The organism is Pseudomonas sp. IB20, assembly GCF_009707325.1.
Lineage (GTDB): Bacteria > Pseudomonadota > Gammaproteobacteria > Pseudomonadales > Pseudomonadaceae > Aquipseudomonas.
Genome location: NZ_CP046103.1, coordinates 4,639,148 through 4,659,319, shown reverse-complemented (window position 1 = coordinate 4,659,319; position 20,172 = coordinate 4,639,148). Strand labels below are relative to the sequence as shown.

The 20,172-nt window shown below is 55.6% G+C and carries 31 protein-coding genes; 30 read left to right on the top strand and 1 reads right to left on the bottom strand.

The annotated features are described in order from the left end of the window. The first annotated feature begins 12 nt into the window (after nt 1–12). From rplD to bfr, 28 genes are all read left to right on the top strand, one after another. Nucleotides 13–615 carry a 50S ribosomal protein L4 gene (rplD, locus tag GJU48_RS21805; protein WP_058414071.1) on the top strand — a complete coding sequence of 201 codons (603 nt, stop codon included), beginning with the start codon at nt 13–15 and terminating at the stop codon, nt 613–615. Beyond that, complete coding sequence (rplW, locus tag GJU48_RS21800) at nt 612–911, top strand: 50S ribosomal protein L23 (RefSeq protein WP_002555488.1); 300 nt, start codon at nt 612–614, stop codon at nt 909–911. The genes rplD and rplW overlap by 4 nt, the downstream gene beginning before the upstream one ends. A gap of 14 nt (nt 912–925) precedes the next feature. Next, nucleotides 926–1,750: a 50S ribosomal protein L2 gene (gene rplB, locus GJU48_RS21795; RefSeq protein ID WP_032884535.1), complete on the top strand. Its 825-nt coding sequence runs from the start codon at nt 926–928 to the stop codon at nt 1,748–1,750. A gap of 16 nt (nt 1,751–1,766) precedes the next feature. Further along, nucleotides 1,767–2,042, top strand: coding sequence for a 30S ribosomal protein S19 (rpsS, locus tag GJU48_RS21790; RefSeq protein WP_002555486.1), 276 nt, complete (start codon nt 1,767–1,769; stop codon nt 2,040–2,042). 11 nt (nt 2,043–2,053) lie between these two features. After that, nucleotides 2,054–2,386, top strand: coding sequence for a 50S ribosomal protein L22 (rplV, locus tag GJU48_RS21785; RefSeq protein WP_003103908.1), 333 nt, complete (start codon nt 2,054–2,056; stop codon nt 2,384–2,386). Between the two features lie 13 nt (nt 2,387–2,399). Beyond that, nucleotides 2,400–3,086 carry a 30S ribosomal protein S3 gene (rpsC, locus tag GJU48_RS21780; RefSeq protein WP_003176422.1) on the top strand — a complete coding sequence of 229 codons (687 nt, stop codon included), beginning with the start codon at nt 2,400–2,402 and terminating at the stop codon, nt 3,084–3,086. A 12-nt stretch (nt 3,087–3,098) separates the two neighbouring features. Beyond that, nucleotides 3,099–3,512, top strand: coding sequence for a 50S ribosomal protein L16 (rplP, locus tag GJU48_RS21775; RefSeq protein ID WP_003232424.1), 414 nt, complete (start codon nt 3,099–3,101; stop codon nt 3,510–3,512). Then, complete coding sequence (rpmC, locus tag GJU48_RS21770) at nt 3,512–3,703, top strand: 50S ribosomal protein L29 (protein ID WP_002555481.1); 192 nt, start codon at nt 3,512–3,514, stop codon at nt 3,701–3,703. Before rplP ends, rpmC begins: the two co-directional genes overlap by 1 nt. A gap of 2 nt (nt 3,704–3,705) precedes the next feature. Continuing rightward, the gene (gene rpsQ, locus GJU48_RS21765) at nt 3,706–3,972 is read left to right on the top strand and encodes a 30S ribosomal protein S17 (protein ID WP_003176419.1); all 267 of its coding nucleotides are present in this window, start codon (nt 3,706–3,708) and stop codon (nt 3,970–3,972) included. 23 nt (nt 3,973–3,995) lie between these two features. Further along, nucleotides 3,996–4,364 carry a 50S ribosomal protein L14 gene (rplN, locus tag GJU48_RS21760; RefSeq protein ID WP_002555479.1) on the top strand — a complete coding sequence of 123 codons (369 nt, stop codon included), beginning with the start codon at nt 3,996–3,998 and terminating at the stop codon, nt 4,362–4,364. Nucleotides 4,365–4,375: 11 nt separating this feature from the next. Continuing rightward, nucleotides 4,376–4,690: a 50S ribosomal protein L24 gene (gene rplX / locus GJU48_RS21755; protein ID WP_003176416.1), complete on the top strand. Its 315-nt coding sequence runs from the start codon at nt 4,376–4,378 to the stop codon at nt 4,688–4,690. A gap of 20 nt (nt 4,691–4,710) precedes the next feature. Then, complete coding sequence (gene rplE, locus GJU48_RS21750; protein WP_003176415.1) at nt 4,711–5,250, top strand: 50S ribosomal protein L5; 540 nt, start codon at nt 4,711–4,713, stop codon at nt 5,248–5,250. Nucleotides 5,251–5,263: 13 nt separating this feature from the next. Then, the gene (gene rpsN, locus GJU48_RS21745; RefSeq protein WP_003176414.1) at nt 5,264–5,569 is read left to right on the top strand and encodes a 30S ribosomal protein S14; all 306 of its coding nucleotides are present in this window, start codon (nt 5,264–5,266) and stop codon (nt 5,567–5,569) included. 208 nt (nt 5,570–5,777) lie between these two features. After that, nucleotides 5,778–6,170: a 30S ribosomal protein S8 gene (rpsH, locus tag GJU48_RS21740; protein ID WP_003176413.1), complete on the top strand. Its 393-nt coding sequence runs from the start codon at nt 5,778–5,780 to the stop codon at nt 6,168–6,170. 12 nt (nt 6,171–6,182) lie between these two features. Next, nucleotides 6,183–6,716: a 50S ribosomal protein L6 gene (gene rplF / locus GJU48_RS21735; protein WP_003176412.1), complete on the top strand. Its 534-nt coding sequence runs from the start codon at nt 6,183–6,185 to the stop codon at nt 6,714–6,716. Nucleotides 6,717–6,726: 10 nt separating this feature from the next. Further along, on the top strand, nt 6,727–7,077 hold the full coding sequence (gene rplR, locus GJU48_RS21730) for a 50S ribosomal protein L18 (RefSeq protein WP_003186037.1): 351 nt from the start codon (nt 6,727–6,729) through the stop codon (nt 7,075–7,077). Nucleotides 7,078–7,080: 3 nt separating this feature from the next. After that, nucleotides 7,081–7,581, top strand: coding sequence for a 30S ribosomal protein S5 (gene rpsE / locus GJU48_RS21725; protein ID WP_003176409.1), 501 nt, complete (start codon nt 7,081–7,083; stop codon nt 7,579–7,581). A gap of 2 nt (nt 7,582–7,583) precedes the next feature. After that, nucleotides 7,584–7,760, top strand: coding sequence for a 50S ribosomal protein L30 (gene rpmD, locus GJU48_RS21720; protein WP_003176408.1), 177 nt, complete (start codon nt 7,584–7,586; stop codon nt 7,758–7,760). A gap of 3 nt (nt 7,761–7,763) precedes the next feature. Beyond that, the gene (gene rplO, locus GJU48_RS21715; protein WP_003176407.1) at nt 7,764–8,201 is read left to right on the top strand and encodes a 50S ribosomal protein L15; all 438 of its coding nucleotides are present in this window, start codon (nt 7,764–7,766) and stop codon (nt 8,199–8,201) included. After that, nucleotides 8,202–9,530 carry a preprotein translocase subunit SecY gene (gene secY / locus GJU48_RS21710; protein WP_094950471.1) on the top strand — a complete coding sequence of 443 codons (1,329 nt, stop codon included), beginning with the start codon at nt 8,202–8,204 and terminating at the stop codon, nt 9,528–9,530. A gap of 27 nt (nt 9,531–9,557) precedes the next feature. Continuing rightward, entirely contained in the window at nt 9,558–9,674 is a 117-nt protein-coding gene (gene rpmJ, locus GJU48_RS21705; protein ID WP_002555468.1) for a 50S ribosomal protein L36, read from the top strand. Nucleotides 9,675–9,803: 129 nt separating this feature from the next. Continuing rightward, nucleotides 9,804–10,160 carry a 30S ribosomal protein S13 gene (rpsM, locus tag GJU48_RS21700; RefSeq protein ID WP_003210063.1) on the top strand — a complete coding sequence of 119 codons (357 nt, stop codon included), beginning with the start codon at nt 9,804–9,806 and terminating at the stop codon, nt 10,158–10,160. Nucleotides 10,161–10,190: 30 nt separating this feature from the next. Then, nucleotides 10,191–10,580: a 30S ribosomal protein S11 gene (gene rpsK, locus GJU48_RS21695; RefSeq protein WP_002555466.1), complete on the top strand. Its 390-nt coding sequence runs from the start codon at nt 10,191–10,193 to the stop codon at nt 10,578–10,580. Nucleotides 10,581–10,598: 18 nt separating this feature from the next. Continuing rightward, nucleotides 10,599–11,219, top strand: a complete 621-nt coding sequence (gene rpsD, locus GJU48_RS21690) for a 30S ribosomal protein S4 (RefSeq protein WP_003210056.1) — start codon at nt 10,599–10,601, stop codon at nt 11,217–11,219. A 22-nt stretch (nt 11,220–11,241) separates the two neighbouring features. Then, nucleotides 11,242–12,243: a DNA-directed RNA polymerase subunit alpha gene (locus GJU48_RS21685; protein ID WP_003176403.1), complete on the top strand. Its 1,002-nt coding sequence runs from the start codon at nt 11,242–11,244 to the stop codon at nt 12,241–12,243. Between the two features lie 41 nt (nt 12,244–12,284). Then, nucleotides 12,285–12,671 (top strand): 50S ribosomal protein L17, encoded by a 387-nt coding sequence (gene rplQ, locus GJU48_RS21680; protein WP_007918448.1) that lies wholly within the window; start codon nt 12,285–12,287, stop codon nt 12,669–12,671. Between the two features lie 249 nt (nt 12,672–12,920). Continuing rightward, nucleotides 12,921–14,375: a catalase gene (locus GJU48_RS21675; RefSeq protein WP_094950470.1), complete on the top strand. Its 1,455-nt coding sequence runs from the start codon at nt 12,921–12,923 to the stop codon at nt 14,373–14,375. A 155-nt stretch (nt 14,376–14,530) separates the two neighbouring features. Beyond that, complete coding sequence (bfr, locus tag GJU48_RS21670; RefSeq protein ID WP_015886133.1) at nt 14,531–14,995, top strand: bacterioferritin; 465 nt, start codon at nt 14,531–14,533, stop codon at nt 14,993–14,995. A 65-nt stretch (nt 14,996–15,060) separates the two neighbouring features. On the opposite strand, the gene uvrA is transcribed toward bfr, so the two are convergent. Further along, nucleotides 15,061–17,895 (bottom strand): excinuclease ABC subunit UvrA, encoded by a 2,835-nt coding sequence (gene uvrA / locus GJU48_RS21665; RefSeq protein WP_094950480.1) that lies wholly within the window; start codon nt 17,893–17,895, stop codon nt 15,061–15,063. A 178-nt stretch (nt 17,896–18,073) separates the two neighbouring features. On the opposite strand from uvrA, the gene GJU48_RS21660 reads away from it, so the two are divergent. Both GJU48_RS21660 and GJU48_RS21655 read left to right on the top strand, forming a co-directional pair. Then, on the top strand, nt 18,074–19,468 hold the full coding sequence (locus tag GJU48_RS21660; RefSeq protein ID WP_094950469.1) for an MFS transporter: 1,395 nt from the start codon (nt 18,074–18,076) through the stop codon (nt 19,466–19,468). 9 nt (nt 19,469–19,477) lie between these two features. Then, nucleotides 19,478–20,005, top strand: coding sequence for a single-stranded DNA-binding protein (locus GJU48_RS21655; RefSeq protein WP_010467282.1), 528 nt, complete (start codon nt 19,478–19,480; stop codon nt 20,003–20,005). Nucleotides 20,006–20,172 lie beyond the last annotated feature (167 nt).

The following is a 20,172-nucleotide window of genomic DNA, read 5'->3' as shown; positions in this document are numbered from 1 at the left end:
GGGGAAGCTGACATGCAATTAAATGTAAATGACGCTCAAGCGATCGAAGTTTCCGAACTGACATTTGGCGGCGAATTCAACGAGACGCTGGTTCACCAAGCAGTCGTGGCCTACATGGCCGGCGGCCGTCAAGGTAGCAAGCAGCAAAAGACCCGTTCCGACGTACGTGGTGGCGGTAAGCGCCCTTGGCGTCAGAAAGGTACTGGCCGTGCTCGTGCCGGTACTATCCGTAGCCCAATCTGGCGTGGCGGCGGTACCACTTTCGCGGCTCGTCCACAGGATCACACTCAGAAGCTCAACAAGAAGATGTATCGCGCAGCTCTGCGCTCCATCCTTGCTGAACTCGTGCGTACTGATCGTCTGGTCGTGGTTCAGGACTTCGCTGTTGATGGTCCAAAAACCAAAGACCTGCTGGGCAAACTGAACAACATGAATCTGACCGACGTTCTGATCGTGTCTGAAGCTGTTGATCAGAACCTGTACCTGGCTGCTCGTAACCTGCCACACGTTGATGTACGTGACGTGCAAGGTTCCGATCCAGTTAGTCTGATCGCATACGACAAGGTGTTGATCACCGTGTCGGCCGTGAAGAAATTCGAGGAGCTGCTGGGATGAACCAGGAACGCGTATTTAAAGTTCTGCTTGGCCCGCACGTTTCCGAAAAGGCTACGGTTCTGGCTGACAAGAAAGGCCAGTTCGTTTTCAAGGTTGCAACTGACGCAACCAAGCTGGAAATCAAGAAGGCCGTCGAAAGCCTGTTCAGCGTGAAAGTAGAGCGTGTTACTACCCTGAATGTTCTGGGTAAGAGCAAGCGCACTGCTCGCGGTCTGGGCAAGCGTAATGACTGGAAGAAGGCAGTTATCTCCCTTCAGCCAGGCCAAGATCTCGATTTCAGCAGCAGTGCTGAGTAAGGAAGGGGTGCATCATGGCAATCGTTAAATGCAAACCGACTTCCCCTGGCCGCCGTTTTGTGGTCAAGGTGGTCAACCAGGAGCTGCATAAAGGCGCTCCTCACGCACCGCTGCTCGAGAAAAAATCGAAGACTGGTGGTCGTAACAACAATGGTCGTATTACCACTCGTCACATCGGTGGTGGCCATAAGCAGCATTATCGTCTGGTCGATTTCCGTCGCAACGACAAAGATGGCATCACTGCCACTGTCGAGCGTATTGAATACGATCCAAACCGTACTGCTCACATCGCTCTGCTGCTGTACGCAGATGGCGAGCGTCGCTACATCATCGCCCCTAAAGGCGTGAGTGCTGGTGACCAGCTGATCGCAGGTGCTTTGGCACCGATCAAGCCGGGCAACGCTCTGCAACTGCGTAACATTCCAGTTGGTAGCACCGTACACGGCATCGAATTGAAGCCAGGTAAAGGCGCGCAAATCGCTCGTTCCGCTGGTGCTTCGGCTCAGCTGATCGCTCGTGAAGGTGTCTACGTGACCCTGCGTCTGCGTTCTGGTGAGATGCGTAAAGTGCTGGCTGAATGCCGCGCGACCCTGGGTGAAGTCTCGAACTCCGAGCACAGCCTGCGTTCGCTGGGTAAAGCTGGTGCCAAACGCTGGCGTGGCGTTCGCCCAACCGTTCGTGGTGTTGCCATGAACCCGGTTGACCACCCACACGGTGGTGGTGAAGGTCGTACCTCTGGTGGTCGTCATCCGGTATCGCCATGGGGCTTCCCGACTAAGGGCGCGAAGACTCGTGGTAATAAGCGTACCGACAAAATGATCGTCCGTCGTCGCAAGTAATTAGAGGGATACGACAGTGCCACGTTCTCTGAAAAAAGGTCCTTTTATTGATCTTCACCTACTGAAGAAGATCGAAGTGGCGGCGGAAAAGAACGATCGCAAACCAGTTAAGACCTGGTCGCGTCGTTCGATGATCCTGCCACAAATGGTCGGTTTGACCATCGCAGTACACAACGGTCGTCAACACGTCCCAGTTCTCGTTAACGAAGACATGGTCGGCCACAAACTAGGCGAGTTTGCCGGTACCCGCACTTATCGTGGGCACGTGGCAGACAAGAAAGCCAAGCGTTAAGGGGTAAGGAAATGGAAGTAGCCGCTAAGTTGTCGGGCGCTCGAATCTCCGCCCAGAAAGCCCGCTTGGTCGCCGACCAGATCCGCGGGAAGAAGGTGGGCGAAGCGCTCAACCTGTTGGCTTTCAGCAGTAAGAAAGCCGCCGAGATCATGAAGAAAGTGCTGGAGTCGGCCGTAGCCAACGCCGAGCATAACGAAGGCGCAGACGTTGATGACCTGAAGGTCAGCACCGTTTTCGTCAACGAAGGGCGTTCGCTGAAGCGTATCATGCCGCGTGCCAAAGGCCGTGCTGATCGCATCGTCAAGCGGTCTTGCCATATCACTGTCAAGGTTGCTGACAAGTAACGGAGTCGAAGAGATGGGTCAGAAAGTACATCCCATTGGCATTCGCCTGGGAATCGTCAAGGAGCACACCTCCGTCTGGTACGCAGACGGTCGGACTTATGCGGACTATTTGTTCGCTGATCTGAAGGTGCGTGAGTATCTCCAAGACAAACTAAAAAGCGCGTCCGTAAGCCGTATCGATATCCATCGTCCGGCACAAACTGCACGTATCACCATCCACACCGCTCGTCCAGGTATCGTTATCGGGAAGAAAGGTGAAGATGTTGAGAAACTGCGTCAGGACCTGACCAAGCAAATGGGTGTGCCTGTGCACATCAATATCGAAGAGATCCGTAAGCCGGAGCTCGACGGTATGCTGGTTGCGCAGAGCGTAGCTCAGCAGCTGGAGCGTCGCGTAATGTTCCGTCGCGCTATGAAGCGCGCTGTACAGAACGCCATGCGCATTGGTGCCAAAGGCATCAAAATCCAAGTGAGCGGTCGTCTCGGCGGTGCTGAAATCGCACGTACTGAATGGTATCGCGAAGGTCGTGTGCCACTGCACACCCTGCGTGCCGACATCGACTATGCCAACTACGAAGCTCACACCACTTACGGTGTGATCGGTGTAAAGGTTTGGATCTTCAAAGGCGAAGTAATTGGTGGTCGCCAAGAAGAACTGAAACCACAAGCACCAGCGCCTCGTAAAAAAGCTGCTAAGTAAGGGGTACGCCAAATGTTGCAACCTAAGCGTACGAAGTTCCGCAAGCAGATGACAGGTCACAACCGTGGCCTGGCACAGCGCGGTAGCAAAGTCAGCTTCGGCGAGTTCGCGCTGAAGTCTGTAGCTCGTGGTCGTCTCACCGCTCGTCAGATCGAGTCAGCGCGTCGTGCTCTGACCCGTCACGTTAAACGTGGCGGCAAGATCTGGATCCGTGTATTCCCGGACAAGCCGATCTCCAAAAAACCTCTCGAGGTTCGGATGGGTAAAGGTAAGGGTAACGTGGAATACTGGGTAGCCCAGATTCAGCCAGGCAAAGTCCTGTATGAAATCGAGGGTGTAACTGAAGAGCTGGCGCGTGAGGCTTTTGCCCTGGCTGCTGCAAAGCTGCCGCTCGCCACCGCCTTTGTTAAACGGACGGTGATGTGATGAAAGCGAATGAACTTCGTGAAAAATCCGCACAGCAGCTGAACGAGCAACTGCTCGGCTTGCTGCGCGACCAGTTCAATCTGCGTATGCAGAAAGCAACTGGCCAGTTGGGGCAGTCTCATCTGCTCTCGCAAGTTAAGCGTGACATCGCTCGCGTGAAGACTGTGCTCAACCAGCAGGCAGGTAAGTGATCATGGCTGAAGCCGAAAAGACTGTCCGTACGCTGACTGGCCGTGTTGTCAGCGACAAGATGGACAAAACCATCACCGTTTTGATCGAGCGTCGCGTTAAGCACCCGATCTACGGTAAATATGTTAAGCGTTCGACTAAGCTGCACGCGCACGACGAAACCAACCAGTGCCACATCGGCGACAAAGTCACTATTCGTGAAACTCGTCCGCTGGCCAAGACTAAGTCTTGGGCGCTGGTTGATGTTCTCGAACGCGCTGTGGAAGTCTAAGGACTAGGGGTCGGAGAAATTATATGATTCAGACTCAATCCATGCTCGATGTGGCCGATAACAGCGGCGCTCGCCGTGTTATGTGCATCAAGGTGCTGGGTGGCTCCCATCGTCGTTACGCTGGTATCGGTGACATCATCAAGGTTACCGTTAAGGAAGCAATTCCTCGCGGTAAAGTGAAAAAAGGCCAAGTGATGACTGCTGTTGTAGTCCGCACTCGTCACGGCGTACGCCGTGCAGATGGCTCCATTATCCGCTTTGATGGCAACGCTGCTGTTCTTCTGAACAACAAGCAAGAGCCGATCGGCACCCGTATCTTTGGGCCAGTGACCCGTGAACTTCGTACTGAGAAGTTCATGAAGATCGTCTCGCTCGCCCCAGAAGTGCTGTAAGGAGATCCGACATGCAAAAGATTCGTCGTGACGACGAGATCATCGTGATCGCCGGCAAAGACAAAGGTAAGCGCGGTAAGGTGCTTAAGGTTCTCGCTAATAACCGTTTGGTTATCGGTGGTCTGAACCTGGTTAAGCGTCATACCAAGCCTAACCCGATGTCGGGCGTACAAGGCGGTATCGTCGAAAAAGAAGCTCCGCTGGACGCTTCTAACGTCGCTATTTTCAATGGCGAAACCAACAAGGCTGACCGCGTTGGTTTCAAAGTAGAAGATGGCAAGAAAATTCGTGTCTTCAAGTCGACCCAAAAAGCGGTTGATGCTTGAACACTGCTAGGTAGAAGACCATGGCACGACTAAAAGAGATTTACTGGAAAGAAATCGCACCTAAGCTTAAGGAAGAACTTAAGCTTTCGAACGTGATGGAAGTTCCACGCGTTACCAAAATCACCCTGAACATGGGTCTGGGCGAAGCGGTCGGTGACAAAAAAGTCATCGAGCACGCTGTTGCTGACCTGGAAAAGATCACCGGTCAAAAAGTCGTTGTGACTTACGCTCGGAAATCCATCGCTGGCTTTAAAGTCCGTGAAGGTTGGCCGATCGGCGTCAAAGTGACTCTGCGCCGTGAGCGTATGTACGAATTCCTGGATCGCCTGCTGTCGATCTCCCTGCCTCGGGTACGCGACTTCCGCGGCCTGAATGCCAAGTCCTTCGATGGTCGTGGTAACTACAGCATGGGCGTGAAAGAGCAGATCATCTTCCCGGAAATCGACTACGACAAGATCGATGCTCTCCGCGGTCTGGACATCACCCTGACCACCACTGCCAAGAACGATGATGAAGGTCGCGCCCTGTTGCGTGCTTTCAAATTCCCGTTCCGCAACTGATTGGAGTAGGACCATGGCCAAGATGAGCATGAAAAACCGCGAGCTGAAGCGTCAGCTCACGGTTGCCAAGTACGCCAAGAAGCGTGCAGCACTGAAAGCAATCATCGTTGATCTGAACGCAAGTCCAGAAGCGCGTTGGGAAGCTACAGTTGCTCTGCAGAAGCAGCCACGTGACGCAAGCGCTTCGCGCATGCGTAACCGCTGCCGCCTGACTGGTCGTCCACACGGCGTTTACCGCAAGTTCGGCCTCGGCCGTAACAAACTGCGTGAAGCGGCAATGCGTGGTGACGTACCAGGTCTGGTTAAAGCCAGCTGGTAAGTACTTTCGAAGTCCAGGTGGTCTGCATCGCAAGATACTGACCGCCGGTGACCTTGAATCTGGAACAAGCCCCTTTTGGGGCTTGTTTCATTTCCGTAGTGTGTCTAGAATACCCGGCTCGCCTGAGCCCGTGTTTTCTATGCTCGGAGATTCTCGGCGACATATGTAGCCGCAAGGCTAATTTTTTTGTATTAGGAGCGTCTAGCCCATGAGTATGCAGGACCCGTTAGCGGACATGCTAACTCGTATCCGTAATGCCCAGATGGCTGAAAAGTCCGTCGTAAGCATGCCATCTTCCAAGTTGAAGGTAGCTGTTGCCAAAGTCCTGAAAGACGAAGGCTACATTGCGGGTTATCAGATCAGCAGCGAAATCAAACCACTGCTGTCCATCGAGCTGAAATACTTCGAAGGCCGTTCGGTCATCGAGGAAGTGAAGCGCGTTAGCCGTCCAGGCCTGCGTCAGTACAAGTCCGCTGAAGATCTGCCGAAAGTTCGTGGCGGTCTGGGCGTGTCTATCGTCTCCACCAACAAAGGTGTGATGACGGATCGTGCTGCGCGCGCTGCCGGTGTCGGCGGCGAAGTTCTTTGCACTGTGTTCTAAGGGGGGATAAGCATGTCTCGCGTCGCTAAGAACCCCGTTAAGCTGCCAGCCGGTGTCGAAGTCAAATTCGCAGGCCAACAGCTTTCGGTGAAGGGTGCCAAGGGCACTCTTGAACTGAACATCCATTCGTCCGTTGAGATCGTTGAAGAAGCTGGTGAGCTGCGTTTCGCTGCTCGCAATGGCGATCAACAAACTCGCGCAATGGCCGGTACCACGCGTGCGTTGGTAAACAACATGGTCCAAGGCGTAAGCCAAGGCTTCGAGCGTAAGCTCCAGCTGGTCGGTGTTGGTTACAAAGCGCAAGCAAAAGGCACGGTTTTGAACCTTGCCCTTGGCTTCTCGCACCCAGTGGATTACGAACTGCCGGAAGGCATCACCGCTGAGACCCCTAGCCAAACCGATATCCTGATCAAGGGTATTGATAAGCAGCTGGTAGGTCAGGTGGCCGCTGAGATCCGCGACTTCCGTCCACCAGAGCCGTACAAAGGCAAAGGTGTGCGCTACGCGGACGAAGTCGTCCGTCGTAAAGAAGCCAAGAAGAAGTAGGGCATAGCAAATGACCGACAAAAAAGTTACTCGACTGCGTCGCGCTCGCAAAGCACGCCTGAAAATGCACGAACTAGAAGTCGTGCGTCTCTGCGTGTTCCGCTCGTCGCAGCACATCTACGCCCAGGTCATCTCGGCCGACGGCAACAAAGTCCTGGCAAGCGCCTCGACTTTGGATAAAGAACTGCGTGATGGTGCCACTGGCAACATCGACGCGGCCACAAAGGTTGGCCAGCTGGTCGCTACGCGTGCTAAGGCCGCTGGCGTCTCGCAAGTGGCTTTCGACCGCTCTGGCTTCAAGTACCACGGCCGCGTTAAAGCGCTGGCTGATGCTGCTCGTGAAGCTGGGCTGGAGTTCTAAGTTATGTCAAATAACGACCAAAAGCGCGACGAAGGCTACATTGAGAAGCTGGTTCAAGTTAACCGCGTAGCCAAAACCGTTAAAGGCGGCCGTATCTTCACTTTCACCGCGTTGACCGTGGTTGGTGATGGTAAAGGGCGTGTTGGCTTCGGCCGTGGCAAGTCACGTGAAGTGCCTGCTGCGATCCAGAAGGCAATGGAAGCTGCTCGTCGCAACATGATCCAAGTTGATCTGAACGGCACCACTCTGCAGTACGCAATGAAGTCCGCCCATGGCGCTTCGAAGGTGTACATGCAGCCTGCTTCTGAAGGTACCGGTATCATCGCTGGCGGCGCTATGCGTGCTGTCCTCGAGGTTGCTGGCGTTCAGAACGTTCTGGCCAAGTGCTACGGCTCGACTAACCCGGTAAACGTGGTTCACGCCACTTTCAAAGGTTTGAAAGCTATGCAATCTCCTGAGTCCATCGCTGCCAAGCGTGGTCTGACTGTCAAGGAGATCTTCTGATCATGGCTACCGTTAAAGTAACGTTGATCAAAAGCATGACCGGCCGCATCCCTAACCACAAACTGTGTGTTAAAGGTTTGGGTCTGCGTCGCATCGGTCACACTGTAGAAGTCCAGGATACTCCCGAGAATCGCGGGATGATCAACAAGGCTTACTACATGCTGCGTGTAGAGGGTTAATCGATGAAACTCAATGATCTGAGTCCAGCGCCGGGTTCCCGTCGCGAAAAGCATCGTCCGGGCCGTGGTATCGGTAGCGGTTTGGGTAAGACTGGTGGCCGTGGCCACAAAGGTCAAACCTCCCGCTCCGGTGGCACCATTGCTCCAGGCTTTGAAGGCGGTCAACAGCCGCTGCATCGTCGCCTGCCTAAGTTCGGTTTCGTATCCCTGAAAGCCATGGACCGCGCAGAAGTGCGTCTGTCCGAGCTGGCTAAAGTGGAAGGCGATATTGTTACTGTGCAGACCCTGAAAGATGCCAACGTGATCAACGTCAACGTACAGCGTGTGAAAATCATGCTGTCCGGTGAAGTGACTCGCGCTGTCACTATCGGCAAGGGAATCGGCGCCACCAAAGGTGCGCGTTCGGCTATCGAAGCAGCTGGCGGCAAGTTCGAGGAATAAATGGCTAAGCAAGGTGCTCTCTCAGCGCTCGGCAAAGGCGGTATGTCTGAACTTTGGGCTCGTCTGCGTTTTCTGTTCCTGGCGATTATCGTCTACCGAATAGGCGCACACATCCCGGTTCCAGGTATCAACCCGGACCGACTCGCAGACCTGTTTCGACAGAATGAGGGGACCATTCTTAGCTTGTTCAACATGTTTTCTGGCGGCGCGCTGGAACGGATGAGCATCTTTGCACTGGGGATCATGCCGTACATTTCGGCATCGATCATCATGCAGCTGATGACCGCCGTCAGCCCGCAGTTGGAGCAGTTGAAGAAGGAAGGTGAAGCTGGTCGTCGCAAGATTAGCCAGTACACCCGCTACGGCACTGTCGTCCTCGCCCTGGTTCAAGCTATCGGCATGTCCGTTGGCTTGGCGGGGCAGGGGATTGCGTTCACTGTTGACTTTGGCTTCTATTTCGTCGCGGTATCCACTTTTGTGGCTGGTGCGATGTTCATGATGTGGCTGGGTGAGCAGATTACTGAGCGTGGTGTTGGTAACGGTATCTCGATGTTGATTTTCGCAGGTATCGTCGCCGGTCTTCCGAGAGCAATTGGGCAGTCTTTCGAGTCTGCACGTCAGGGTGATATCAATATTTTCGCCTTGGTTGCTATCGGTTTGCTGGCAGTAGCGATTATCGGTTTTGTGGTGTTCATTGAGCGTGGCCAGCGTCGTATTGCTGTTCACTACGCCAAGCGTCAGCAGGGCCGTAAGGTCTTCGCTGCGCAGACCAGCCACTTGCCGCTGAAAGTGAATATGGCCGGTGTTATTCCGGCAATTTTCGCGAGCAGCATTTTGCTGTTTCCGGCTTCGTTGGGTACCTGGTTTGGTCAGTCTGAAAATATGGGCTGGCTGCAGGACCTCTCTCAGTCGATCGCTCCTGGTCAGCCGTTGAATATTCTGCTGTTTAGTGCAGGGATTATTTTCTTCTGCTTCTTCTATACGGCGTTGATGTTCAATCCGAAAGACGTAGCGGAAAACCTGAAGAAGTCCGGTGCCTTTATTCCGGGTATCCGTCCAGGTGAGCAGTCGGCACGCTACATTGATGGCGTTCTGACTCGTTTGACCCTGTTCGGTGCTCTATATATGACGGCCGTGTGCTTGTTGCCCCAGTTCCTGGTGGTTGCAGCAAACGTTCCGTTCTACCTTGGCGGGACCTCGTTGCTGATCGTGGTCGTGGTTGTGATGGACTTCATGTCCCAAGTACAATCGCACCTCGTTTCGCACCAGTACGAATCCCTGATGAAGAAAGCCAACCTGAAGGGTTACGGCAGCGGCATGTTGCGCTGAGTACCCATAAGGTTCGAGGAGTTGGTGATGAAAGTTCGTGCATCGGTGAAAAAGCTGTGCCGTAACTGCAAGATTATTCGCCGCGAAGGTGTTGTTCGAGTAATTTGCAGCGCGGAACCGCGTCACAAACAGCGCCAAGGCTGAGTGTGATCCGCTTGAAGCCCGGCAGCTAGTGCGCTGCCGGGTTGATTATTTGTTATTACAGCGATATTATCTCGCGCCCTATTTCTTGGCTTCCGGGGCGTAGGTAGCTGTCAATTGGAGTCCCACTGAATGGCCCGTATTGCAGGCGTTAACATTCCAGATAACAAGCACACTGTTATCTCGCTGACCTACATCTATGGTGTTGGTCGCACTACTGCGCAGAAGATTTGCGCAGATACTGGGGTAAACCCAGCCGCAAAGATCAAAGATCTGAGCGACGAGCAGATTGAGCTGTTGCGTGGCGAAGTGGCGAAGTTCACCACTGAAGGTGACCTGCGTCGCGAAATCAACATGAAAATCAAGCGTTTGATGGACCTCGGTTGCTACCGTGGTCTGCGTCATCGTCGTGGTCTTCCAGTGCGCGGTCAGCGTACCAAGACTAACGCGCGTACCCGTAAAGGTCCGCGTAAGCCGATCCGCAAGTAATCGCCCACGCGAATCGACAGGAAATTAATCATGGCAAAACCTGCTGCTCGTCCTCGTAAAAAAGTTAAAAAGACAGTGGTTGATGGCATCGCCCACATCCATGCATCTTTTAACAACACCATCGTGACCATCACCGACCGTCAAGGTAACGCGCTGTCTTGGGCTACCTCTGGTGGTTCGGGTTTCCGCGGTTCCCGCAAGTCCACCCCGTTTGCTGCTCAAGTAGCTGCTGAACGTGCTGGTCAAGCTGCGCTGGAATACGGCCTGAAAAACCTCGACGTCAACGTCAAAGGTCCAGGTCCAGGTCGTGAGTCTGCTGTCCGTGCTTTGAACGGCTGTGGCTATAAGATCGCCAGCATCACCGACGTGACGCCAATCCCGCACAACGGGTGCCGTCCGCCGAAGAAGCGCCGCGTGTAATCCAGGAGATTGTAAAGAATGGCTCGTTACATTGGTCCAAAATGCAAACTCGCTCGTCGCGAAGGCACCGATCTCTTTCTGAAGAGCGGCGTGCGCGCGATCGAATCGAAGTGCAACATTGAAGCAGCACCTGGTATCCACGGCCAACGCCGCGGTCGCCAGTCCGATTACGGCACCCAACTGCGTGAAAAGCAGAAGGTCCGTCGTATTTACGGCGTTCTCGAGCGTCAGTTCAGCGGCTACTACAAAGAAGCTGCTGGCAAGAAAGGTGCAACCGGTGAAAACCTGCTGCAACTGCTCGAATGCCGTCTGGACAACGTTGTATACCGTATGGGCTTTGGTTCGACTCGCGCCGAATCCCGTCAGCTGGTATCGCACAAATCCGTCAGCGTAAACGGCCAAACCGTTAACGTCCCGTCCTACCAGGTTCGTGCTGGTGACGTGGTCGCGATTCGCGAGAAAGCAAAAAACCAACTTCGCATTGTCCAAGCTCTCGATCTGTGTGCCCAACGTGGCCGCGTAGAATGGGTAGAAGTAGACACTGAGAAGAAGTCGGGCGTTTTCAAGAACGTTCCTGCTCGCAGTGATCTGTCCGCCGACATCAACGAAAGCCTGATTGTCGAGCTCTACTCCAAGTAAGGGCTAGAAAATAGGTGCATCCATGCAGATTTCGGTAAATGAGTTCCTGACACCCCGCCACATTGATGTGCAGGTTGTCAGTCCAACCCGCGCCAAGATCACTCTCGAGCCTCTCGAGCGTGGTTTTGGCCACACCCTGGGCAACGCGCTGCGCCGCATCCTGTTGTCCTCAATGCCCGGCTGTGCAGTAGTCGAGGCCGAGATTGACGGTGTGCTCCACGAGTACAGCGCCATCGAAGGTGTACAGGAAGACGTAATTGAAATCCTGTTGAACCTTAAAGGTCTGGCTATCAAGCTGCACGGCCGTGACGAAGTTACGCTGACCTTGTCGAAGAAGGGTTCGGGGGTGGTTACCGCTGCCGATATTCAGCTGGATCATGATGTCGAGATCGTTAACCCCGATCACGTAATCGCTAACCTGGCGTCTAACGGCGCCCTGAACATGAAGCTCACCGTAGCTCGTGGTCGTGGTTATGAACCGGCCGACTCGCGTCAGAGCGATGAAGACGAAAGCCGCAGCATTGGTCGCTTGCAGCTTGACTCTTCGTTCAGCCCGGTTCGCCGCATCGCATACGTGGTGGAAAACGCCCGTGTCGAGCAGCGTACTAACCTGGACAAGCTGGTTATTGATCTGGAAACCAACGGTACTCTGGATCCTGAAGAGGCTATCCGCCGCGCTGCAACCATTCTGCAACAGCAGTTGGCTGCGTTCGTCGACCTCAAAGGTGACAGCGAACCAGTGGTAATCGAGCAGGAAGACGAGATCGATCCGATCCTGCTTCGCCCGGTTGACGATCTGGAACTGACTGTACGTTCGGCTAACTGCCTTAAGGCGGAAAACATTTACTACATCGGCGATCTGATTCAGCGCACCGAAGTAGAACTGTTGAAGACTCCGAACCTGGGCAAGAAATCCTTGACTGAAATCAAGGACGTTCTGGCCTCCCGCGGTCTGTCCCTCGGCATGCGCCTCGACAACTGGCCGCCTGCAAGTCTTAAGAAGGACGACAAGGCGACTGCCTGATCGTCGTAATCACCGAACGTGAGTTTGGTAAGGAATGAACCATGCGTCATCGTAAAAGTGGTCGTCACCTGAGCCGTACCAGCTCGCACCGCAAGGCCATGTTTCAAAACATGGCGGTGTCGCTGTTCGAGCACGAGCTGATCAAAACTACACTGCCGAAAGCTAAAGAACTGCGTCGCGTTGCTGAGCCGCTGATCACTTTGGCCAAGACAGACAGCCTGGCTAACCGCCGTCTGGCTTTCGACCGTACTCGTTCGAAAGCTATCGTTGGTAAGCTCTTCAACGACCTGGGCAAGCGTTATGCTACCCGTGAGGGTGGCTACCTGCGCATCCTCAAGTGCGGCTTCCGCACTGGCGACAACGCGCCTATGGCGTACGTCGAGTTGGTTGATCGTGCTACTGCCGGCGAAGCTGTAAGCGCCGAGTAAGACGACAGTCTGCAACGAAGAACCGGGCCTAGTGCCCGGTTTTTTGTGGGCGATGCAAAAGCTGTCTATATTCTTCACGTCGCTGCCGACGCTCTTCATAAAATAAATAGCTATCTACTATGGCGGTTCATTAGTTATTTTCTATCAAAGTCCATGATTTAATGCATTTGATGGTGTCATCTTGATGGTCAATACTCCCTCCAAGCCGAGTAGCCGGCAGTTTCTAGCCTGACCTGAGGAAGATTGAGCATGAGCCAGAACAAAGTCCTTACCACCGCGAGCGGTGCGCCCGTCGCCGACAACCAGAACTCCCGCACTGCCGGCCCTCGTGGGCCATTGTTGCTCGACGACTTTCACCTGATCGAGAAGCTCGCCCACTTCAACCGTGAAAACATCCCAGAGCGTCGTGTGCACGCCAAAGGTTCGGGCGCTCACGGCACCTTTACCGTCACTAGCGATATCACCCGGCTCACCTGCGCCAAGCTGTTCGAGTCCGTTGGGAAGAAAACTCCAACCTTCCTGCGCTTCTCCACCGTGGGCGGCGAACGTGGTTCGGCGGATACTGCCCGTGACCCGCGTGGTTTTGCGTTGAAGTTCTATACCGAGGAAGGTAACTGGGACATTGTTGGTAACAACACGCCCGTGTTCTTTATCCGCGACCCGCTGAAGTTCCCTGACTTCATCCATACTCAAAAACGTCTGCCGCAAACGAACCTGAAAAGCGCGCAGATGATGTGGGATTTCTGGTCGCACTCGCCTGAGGCGCTGCACCAGATCACTATTCTGTTCTCGGATCGCGGTATTCCAGACGGCTACCGCCACATGCACGGCTTCGGTAGCCATACCTATAGCCTGATCAACGCCAGAGGCGAGCGCCACTGGGTTAAGTGGCACTACAAGACCAAGCAAGGGATCAAGAACCTGGCGCCTGACGTGGCTGAACGGCTGGCCGGTACCGATCCTGATTATGCTCAGCGCGACTTGTTTGAAGCGATTGCGCGCGGTGACTATCCAAAATGGAGTGTCAATATCCAGGTCATGACCGAGGCTCAGGCCACCGCGCACTATGAGAACCCCTTTGATGTGACCAAGACCTGGTCGCAGCAGGAGTTCCCGTTGATTGAAGTGGGTGAACTGGAACTCAACCGTAACCCATTGAATTACTTCGCTGAAGTAGAACAAGCTGCGTTTGGCCCAAGTAACATGGTTCCGGGTGTTGGCTTGTCGCCAGACCGCATGCTGCAAGGTCGTGTATTCGCCTACGCCGATGCCCACCGCTACCGCGTAGGGACGAACCATCAGCAACTGACGATCAATGCGCCTCTGCCTGTTGCGAATGCCCATACCTATCAACGTGATGGCTCAATGGCTTTTGGCACTAACGGCGGCGCGTCACCTAACTATGAGCCGAATAGCTATGCTAATTCACCGAAACAAGCGCCACAGTACGCTGAGCCGCCTTTGGCGTTGAGCGGCTCGGCAGATCGTTACGACCAGCGTGAAGACACCGACTACTACAGTCATGCAGGCGCGTTGTTCCGCTTGATGAATGATAGTCAGAGAGCTCTGTTGATCAGCAACATTAGCGGTGCGATGGCGGGTGTTTCCAGCGATGTAGTCCAACGCCAACTGCAGCACTTCTTCAACGCAGACCCGGCTTATGGAGAAGCAATCGCAAGGGCACTGGGCGTAACGCTTAGTTAAGTCTAAACGATAAGCAGAACCGCCCTCATTTGGGCGGTTTTTGCGTTATTTCAGCTACTTTTCTCCGGAAATCTTCACTTTTCTGCCGTTGGTCCCGTGACCTCCGGGTCATCATGGTTCAAACTACAGACTTTCAAGCAGGGAGATGTAGGGCGATGCAAGGTCACCCCGACGTAATCGATTACCTCAACACGTTGCTGACGGGCGAACTGGCAGCTCGTGACCAATATTTCATCCATTCGCGTATGTACGAGGACTGGGGCTTTACCGAGCTCTACGAACGTATCAACCACGAAATGGAAGAAGAGGCGCAGCACGCCGATGCGCTGATGCGCCGCATCCTGATGCTCGAAGGCACGCCACGTATGCGTCCCGACGACCTGGATGTGGGCACCACGGTGCCTGACATGCTCGCAGCTGACCTTCGCCTCGAATACAAGGTGCGTGCCGCACTCTGCAAGGGCATCGAGCTGTGCGAGCAGCACAACGACTATGTCACTCGCGAAATTCTGCGCGTGCAGTTGAATGACACCGAAGAAGATCATACCTACTGGCTGGAAAAGCAGTTGGGCCTGATCAAATTGGTTGGCCTGGAGAATTACCTGCAATCGCAGTTCTGATTCCCGGCTACAAAAAAGCCCCTGTCACCGCAAAGTGACAGGGGCTTTTTCATGCGCCGGATAAATCAGGCTTTGTCGCGTGCTAACAACGGCTTCAGGTAGTAGCCGGTATGCGACTGCGGCATCTCGCAGACCTGCTCCGGCGTACCGACCGCAATAATCTGGCCGCCCTTGGAGCCGCCTTCCGGCCCCAGGTCCACCAGCCAGTCGGCAGTCTTGATCACATCCAGGTTGTGCTCGATCACCACCACTGTGTTGCCGTGGTCGCGCAAGCGGTGCAGCACGTCCAGCAATTGCTGAATATCCGCAAAGTGCAGGCCTGTGGTCGGCTCATCGAGGATATACAGGGTCTTGCCGGTATCGCGCTTGGACAGCTCGCGCGACAGCTTCACGCGCTGCGCCTCACCACCGGACAACGTTGTCGCCGATTGCCCTAGCTTGATGTACGACAGGCCCACATCCATCAGCGTCTGCAGCTTGCGCGCCAACGCTGGCACCGCGTCGAAGAACACCCGCGCTTCCTCGATGGTCATCTCCAGGGTTTCGTGGATGTTCTTGCCCTTGTACTTGATCTCCAGGGTTTCGCGGTTATAACGCTTGCTCTTGCACACATCGCACGGCACGTAGATGTCCGGCAGGAAGTGCATCTCCACCTTGATCAAGCCATCGCCTTGGCACGCTTCGCAGCGCCCGCCCTTGACGTTGAACGAGAACCGCCCAGGCCCATAACCCCGCGAGCGGGATTCCGGCACACCGGCGAAGAGTTCGCGTATTGGCGTGAACAAGCCGGTATAGGTCGCGGGGTTGGAGCGCGGTGTACGGCCGATCGGGCTTTGGTCGATGTCGACGACTTTGTCCAGATGCTCCAGGCCCTTGATGCTGTCGTGTGCAGCCGCTTCCAGAGTGGTCGCGCCGTTCAAGGCGGTGGCACTCAGTGGGAACAGCGTGTTGTTGATCAGCGTCGACTTACCCGAACCGGAAACGCCGGTCACACAGGTCAGCAGGCCCAGAGGAATTTCCAGGTCCACATTGCGCAAGTTGTTGCCGCGCGCGCCCTTGAGATGCAACGCCATCTTCTTGTTGCGTGGCGTACGCTTGGCCGGCACTGCAATCTTCACGCGGCCGGACAGGTACTTACCGGTCAACGAATCCGGGTGAGCCATGACCTCGGCCGGCGTGCCCTCGGCAACAATATGCCCACCGTGCACACCCGCGCCCGGGCCGATGTCGACCACGTAATCCGCCAGGCGGATCGCGTCTTCATCATGCTCGACCACGATCACCGTGTTGCCGATGTCCCGCAGATGCTTCAGCGTTCCCAGGAGACGGTCGTTGTCCCGCTGGTGTAGGCCAATCGACGGTTCATCGAGGATGTACAGCACGCCCACGAGGCCGGCGCCAATCTGGCTGGCCAGGCGAATCCGCTGGGCTTCACCGCCAGACAAGGTATCCGCGCTGCGATCCAGCGACAGGTAATCCAGGCCGACGTTAACCAGGAACTGCAGGCGCTCACGGATTTCCTTGAGGATCTTGTCGGCAATCTCCCCACGGCGTCCGGTCAGCTTGAGCCCGGCAAAATACTCACAGGCATCGCCGATCGGCAGGTTGGTCACTGCCGGCAACGTTTTCTCACCCACCCACACATGCCGCGCTTCGCGACGCAGACGAGTGCCGCGGCAATCCGGGCAAGGCTGAGTGCTGAGGAATTTGGCCAGTTCTTCGCGCACGCTCGCCGACTCAGTCTCGCGGTAGCGCCGTTCCAAGTTCGGCACGATGCCTTCGAACGGGTGCGAGCGCTTGACGATATCGCCACGATCATTCAGGTATTTGAAGTCGACATTCTGCGAACCGCTGCCGTGCAGGATGACCTTCTGCTGCTCCGCCGGCAGTTGGTTGAACGGCACTTCCAGGCTGAATTTATAGTGCGAGGCCAATGACCCCAGCATCTGGAAGTAGTAGACGTTACGCCTGTCCCAACCGCGTATCGCGCCCTCCGCCAAGGTCAGCTCGCCGTTGACGAGGCGCTTGATGTCGAAGAACTGTTTAACCCCAAGCCCATCACACGTCGGGCAAGCGCCGGCCGGGTTGTTGAAGGAAAACAGCTTGGGTTCCAACTCGCTGATGGCATGGCCACAGATCGGGCACGCAAAGCGCGCAGAGAAGATGATCTCTTCGCCCGGCTCGTCATCCATTGGCGCAACCAGTGCAATACCGTCCGCCAGTTTCAGCGCGGTCTCGAACGACTCGGCCAAACGCTGCTGCAAGTCGGCGCGCACCTTGAAGCGGTCGACCACCACATCAATGGAGTGCTTCTTCTGCTTGTCGAGCTTCGGCGTTTCATCCAGCTCATAGAGCTTGCCGTTGATGCGCGCGCGCACAAAACCTTGCGCACGCAACTCTTCGAAGACCGAAAGGTGTTCACCTTTACGCTCACGAATCACCGGCGCCAGCAGCATCAGCTTGGCGCCTTCCGGCTGAGCCAGCACCAGGTCGACCATCTGGCTGACGGTCTGGGCTTCCAGCGGAATATCGTGGTCCGGGCAACGCGGAATACCCACGCGCGCATACAGCAGACGCAGGTAGTCGTAGATTTCGGTGATGGTGCCCACGGTGGAGCGTGGGTTATGGGAGGTCGACTTCTGCTCGATGGAGATCGCCGGCGACAGGCCTTCAATGGTGTCGACGTCGGGCTTTTCCATCATCGACAGGAACTGGCGGGCATAGGCCGACAGCGATTCCACATAGCGACGCTGACCTTCGGCATACAGCGTGTCGAACGCCAGGGACGATTTGCCGGACCCGGACAAGCCGGTGATGACGATCAGTTTGTCCCGGGGCAGGGTCAGGTCGATGTTCTTCAGGTTGTGGGTTCTAGCCCCACGAATCAGGATCTTGTCCAAGATGGCCTCGCACGGCGGGCGTAAATAATGCAGGAGTATACGGCTAAAGACTGGATGAATATACACTGCCAAAGTGCCGGGTGCAGCCTTACATGAAAGCTGCGCGGCAAAGCGCCGCATATACCCTCTCAATCGATGGGACTGGTAGAATCGCCGCCGGTTCACACGAGGTTTTTCCATGCACGATCCCCACAGCGAACGCATGAGTAGCGGCGAGACCCGAGCGGCAAGCGGTCTGGCCCTGGTGTTCGCCTTCCGTATGCTTGGCATGTTTATGGTGTTGCCGGTGCTGGCGACCTATGGAATGGATCTCGCAGGCGCAACCCCCGCCCTGATCGGTCTGGCGATTGGTGCCTATGGCCTGACCCAGGCGCTTTTTCAGATTCCGTTCGGGATCATTTCCGACCGCATTGGTCGCCGCCCGGTTATTTACCTGGGGCTTATCGTGTTCGCCCTCGGCAGTTTGCTTGCGGCGCAGTCGGATTCGATCTGGGGTGTAATCGCCGGGCGCGTCCTGCAAGGCGCTGGGGCGATTTCCGCCGCCGTCATGGCGCTGCTTTCGGACCTGACCCGCGAACAACACCGCACCAAGGCCATGGCCATGATCGGCATGACCATCGGCCTGTCGTTCGCGGTGGCCATGGTGGTCGGCCCCTTGCTGACGCGCGCCTTTGGTCTGCACGGGCTGTTCCTCGCCACGGGCGGCATGGCGTTGTTCGGCATTGTGATCGTAGCGTTTATGGTGCCGCGCTCCACCGGCACCCTGGCGCACCGTGAGTCCGGCGTTGCACGCAAGGCGTTATTGCCGACGCTCAAGCACCCGGACCTGCTGCGCTTGGATTTAGGTATCTTCGTATTGCACGCGATGCTGATGTGCAGCTTCGTCGCGCTGCCCCTGGCACTGGTCGAAAAAGCCGGCCTGCCCAAGGAGCAGCACTGGTGGGTCTACCTGACTGCTTTGTTGATCTCGTTCTTCGCCATGATCCCGTTCATCATCTACGGCGAGAAGAAACGCAAAATGAAACGAGTTCTGCTGGGCGCCGTCGCGACATTGATGCTCACTGAGCTATTCTTCTGGGAATTCGGCGACAGCCTGCGGGCGTTGGTAATCGGCACGGTGGTGTTCTTCACCGCGTTCAACCTGCTGGAGGCTTCGTTGCCTTCGCTGATCAGTAAAGTTTCACCGGCCGGTGGCAAAGGCACGGCGATGGGCGTGTATTCCACCAGCCAGTTCCTTGGTTCTGCGCTGGGCGGCATCATGGGTGGCTGGATGTTCCAGCATGGCGGTTTGTCGGTTGTGTTCCTCGGATGCGCCGGGCTGGCTGCACTTTGGCTGGCCTTTGCTGTTACCATGCGCGAACCTCCGTACGTCACAAGCCTGCGCCTGCCGCTGTCGCCCGAAGCAATTCGTGAAGCTGGCCTGGTAGAGCGCCTGAAGGCCGTCGTTGGGGTAACAGATGCAGTGGTGGTCGCTGAAGAGGCGGCCATTTACATCAAATTGGACACCGAATTATTGGATCGCGCGACGCTCGAGCAACTGGTCAACCCAGTGCCGACAGCGCGCCCAGCTTAGGAGAACGTTATGGCCCGTGGGGTTAACAAAGTCATATTGGTCGGTACATGCGGCCAGGATCCCGAAGTTCGCTACTTGCCTAACGGTAACGCCGTGACCAACCTGAGTCTGGCGACCAGCGAACAGTGGACCGACAAGCAGACCGGCCAGAAGGTCGAGAAGACCGAATGGCACCGCGTGTCGATGTTCGGCAAGGTTGCAGAGATCGCCGGTGAGTACCTGCGCAAAGGTTCGCAGGTCTACATCGAAGGCAAACTGCAAACCCGCGAGTGGGAAAAAGACGGCATCAAGCGTTACACCACTGAAATCGTGGTCGACATGCAAGGCACCATGCAACTGCTGGGCGGCCGTCCACAGCAGGGCGACCAACAAGGCGGGGGCAATAACTACCAGCAGTCCGCTCCGGCCCCACGCCAGCAGGCTCCGCGCCCGCAGCAGTCGGCACCGCAACAGTCGCGTCAGGCGCCGCCGCCACAACAGGCCGCTCCACAGCCGGCTCCGGATTTCGACAGCTTTGATGACGATATCCCGTTCTAACCTACATAAAATTAAAACGTAAAGGTGATTGACTGGCTCAGCGGTTTTAAGTACCTAAATCATTGCCTTGCGTGAGTAAGCCAAAGCCCTCTTTGCTGTAAAGCTAAGAGGGCTTTTTTTTGCCCTGTGTAAAGCTACCAATAATTTAACTACACAAGAGAGGAGTG

Excerpts from the sequence above, each read along its gene's own strand:
- rplW (WP_002555488.1), top strand. The coding sequence starts at position 612 with ATGAACCAGGAACGCGTATTTAAAGTTCTGCTTGGCCCGCACGTTTCC.
- rpsQ (WP_003176419.1), top strand. The coding sequence starts at position 3,706 with ATGGCTGAAGCCGAAAAGACTGTCCGTACGCTGACTGGCCGTGTTGTC.
- rpmJ (WP_002555468.1), top strand. The coding sequence starts at position 9,558 with ATGAAAGTTCGTGCATCGGTGAAAAAGCTGTGCCGTAACTGCAAGATT.
- GJU48_RS21660 (WP_094950469.1), top strand. The coding sequence starts at position 18,074 with ATGCACGATCCCCACAGCGAACGCATGAGTAGCGGCGAGACCCGAGCG.
- rplD (WP_058414071.1), top strand. The coding sequence starts at position 13 with ATGCAATTAAATGTAAATGACGCTCAAGCGATCGAAGTTTCCGAACTG.
- rpsE (WP_003176409.1), top strand. The coding sequence starts at position 7,081 with ATGTCAAATAACGACCAAAAGCGCGACGAAGGCTACATTGAGAAGCTG.
- rplP (WP_003232424.1), top strand. The coding sequence starts at position 3,099 with ATGTTGCAACCTAAGCGTACGAAGTTCCGCAAGCAGATGACAGGTCAC.
- rplO (WP_003176407.1), top strand. The coding sequence starts at position 7,764 with ATGAAACTCAATGATCTGAGTCCAGCGCCGGGTTCCCGTCGCGAAAAG.
- rplB (WP_032884535.1), top strand. The coding sequence starts at position 926 with ATGGCAATCGTTAAATGCAAACCGACTTCCCCTGGCCGCCGTTTTGTG.
- rpsC (WP_003176422.1), top strand. The coding sequence starts at position 2,400 with ATGGGTCAGAAAGTACATCCCATTGGCATTCGCCTGGGAATCGTCAAG.
- rplR (WP_003186037.1), top strand. The coding sequence starts at position 6,727 with ATGACCGACAAAAAAGTTACTCGACTGCGTCGCGCTCGCAAAGCACGC.
- rpsD (WP_003210056.1), top strand. The coding sequence starts at position 10,599 with ATGGCTCGTTACATTGGTCCAAAATGCAAACTCGCTCGTCGCGAAGGC.
- rplV (WP_003103908.1), top strand. The coding sequence starts at position 2,054 with ATGGAAGTAGCCGCTAAGTTGTCGGGCGCTCGAATCTCCGCCCAGAAA.
- rplQ (WP_007918448.1), top strand. The coding sequence starts at position 12,285 with ATGCGTCATCGTAAAAGTGGTCGTCACCTGAGCCGTACCAGCTCGCAC.
- rpmC (WP_002555481.1), top strand. The coding sequence starts at position 3,512 with ATGAAAGCGAATGAACTTCGTGAAAAATCCGCACAGCAGCTGAACGAG.
- rpsK (WP_002555466.1), top strand. The coding sequence starts at position 10,191 with ATGGCAAAACCTGCTGCTCGTCCTCGTAAAAAAGTTAAAAAGACAGTG.
- secY (WP_094950471.1), top strand. The coding sequence starts at position 8,202 with ATGGCTAAGCAAGGTGCTCTCTCAGCGCTCGGCAAAGGCGGTATGTCT.
- rpsH (WP_003176413.1), top strand. The coding sequence starts at position 5,778 with ATGAGTATGCAGGACCCGTTAGCGGACATGCTAACTCGTATCCGTAAT.
- bfr (WP_015886133.1), top strand. The coding sequence starts at position 14,531 with ATGCAAGGTCACCCCGACGTAATCGATTACCTCAACACGTTGCTGACG.
- GJU48_RS21685 (WP_003176403.1), top strand. The coding sequence starts at position 11,242 with ATGCAGATTTCGGTAAATGAGTTCCTGACACCCCGCCACATTGATGTG.
- rplN (WP_002555479.1), top strand. The coding sequence starts at position 3,996 with ATGATTCAGACTCAATCCATGCTCGATGTGGCCGATAACAGCGGCGCT.
- rplX (WP_003176416.1), top strand. The coding sequence starts at position 4,376 with ATGCAAAAGATTCGTCGTGACGACGAGATCATCGTGATCGCCGGCAAA.
- rplF (WP_003176412.1), top strand. The coding sequence starts at position 6,183 with ATGTCTCGCGTCGCTAAGAACCCCGTTAAGCTGCCAGCCGGTGTCGAA.
- GJU48_RS21655 (WP_010467282.1), top strand. The coding sequence starts at position 19,478 with ATGGCCCGTGGGGTTAACAAAGTCATATTGGTCGGTACATGCGGCCAG.
- rpmD (WP_003176408.1), top strand. The coding sequence starts at position 7,584 with ATGGCTACCGTTAAAGTAACGTTGATCAAAAGCATGACCGGCCGCATC.
- rpsM (WP_003210063.1), top strand. The coding sequence starts at position 9,804 with ATGGCCCGTATTGCAGGCGTTAACATTCCAGATAACAAGCACACTGTT.
- rpsN (WP_003176414.1), top strand. The coding sequence starts at position 5,264 with ATGGCCAAGATGAGCATGAAAAACCGCGAGCTGAAGCGTCAGCTCACG.
- rplE (WP_003176415.1), top strand. The coding sequence starts at position 4,711 with ATGGCACGACTAAAAGAGATTTACTGGAAAGAAATCGCACCTAAGCTT.
- GJU48_RS21675 (WP_094950470.1), top strand. The coding sequence starts at position 12,921 with ATGAGCCAGAACAAAGTCCTTACCACCGCGAGCGGTGCGCCCGTCGCC.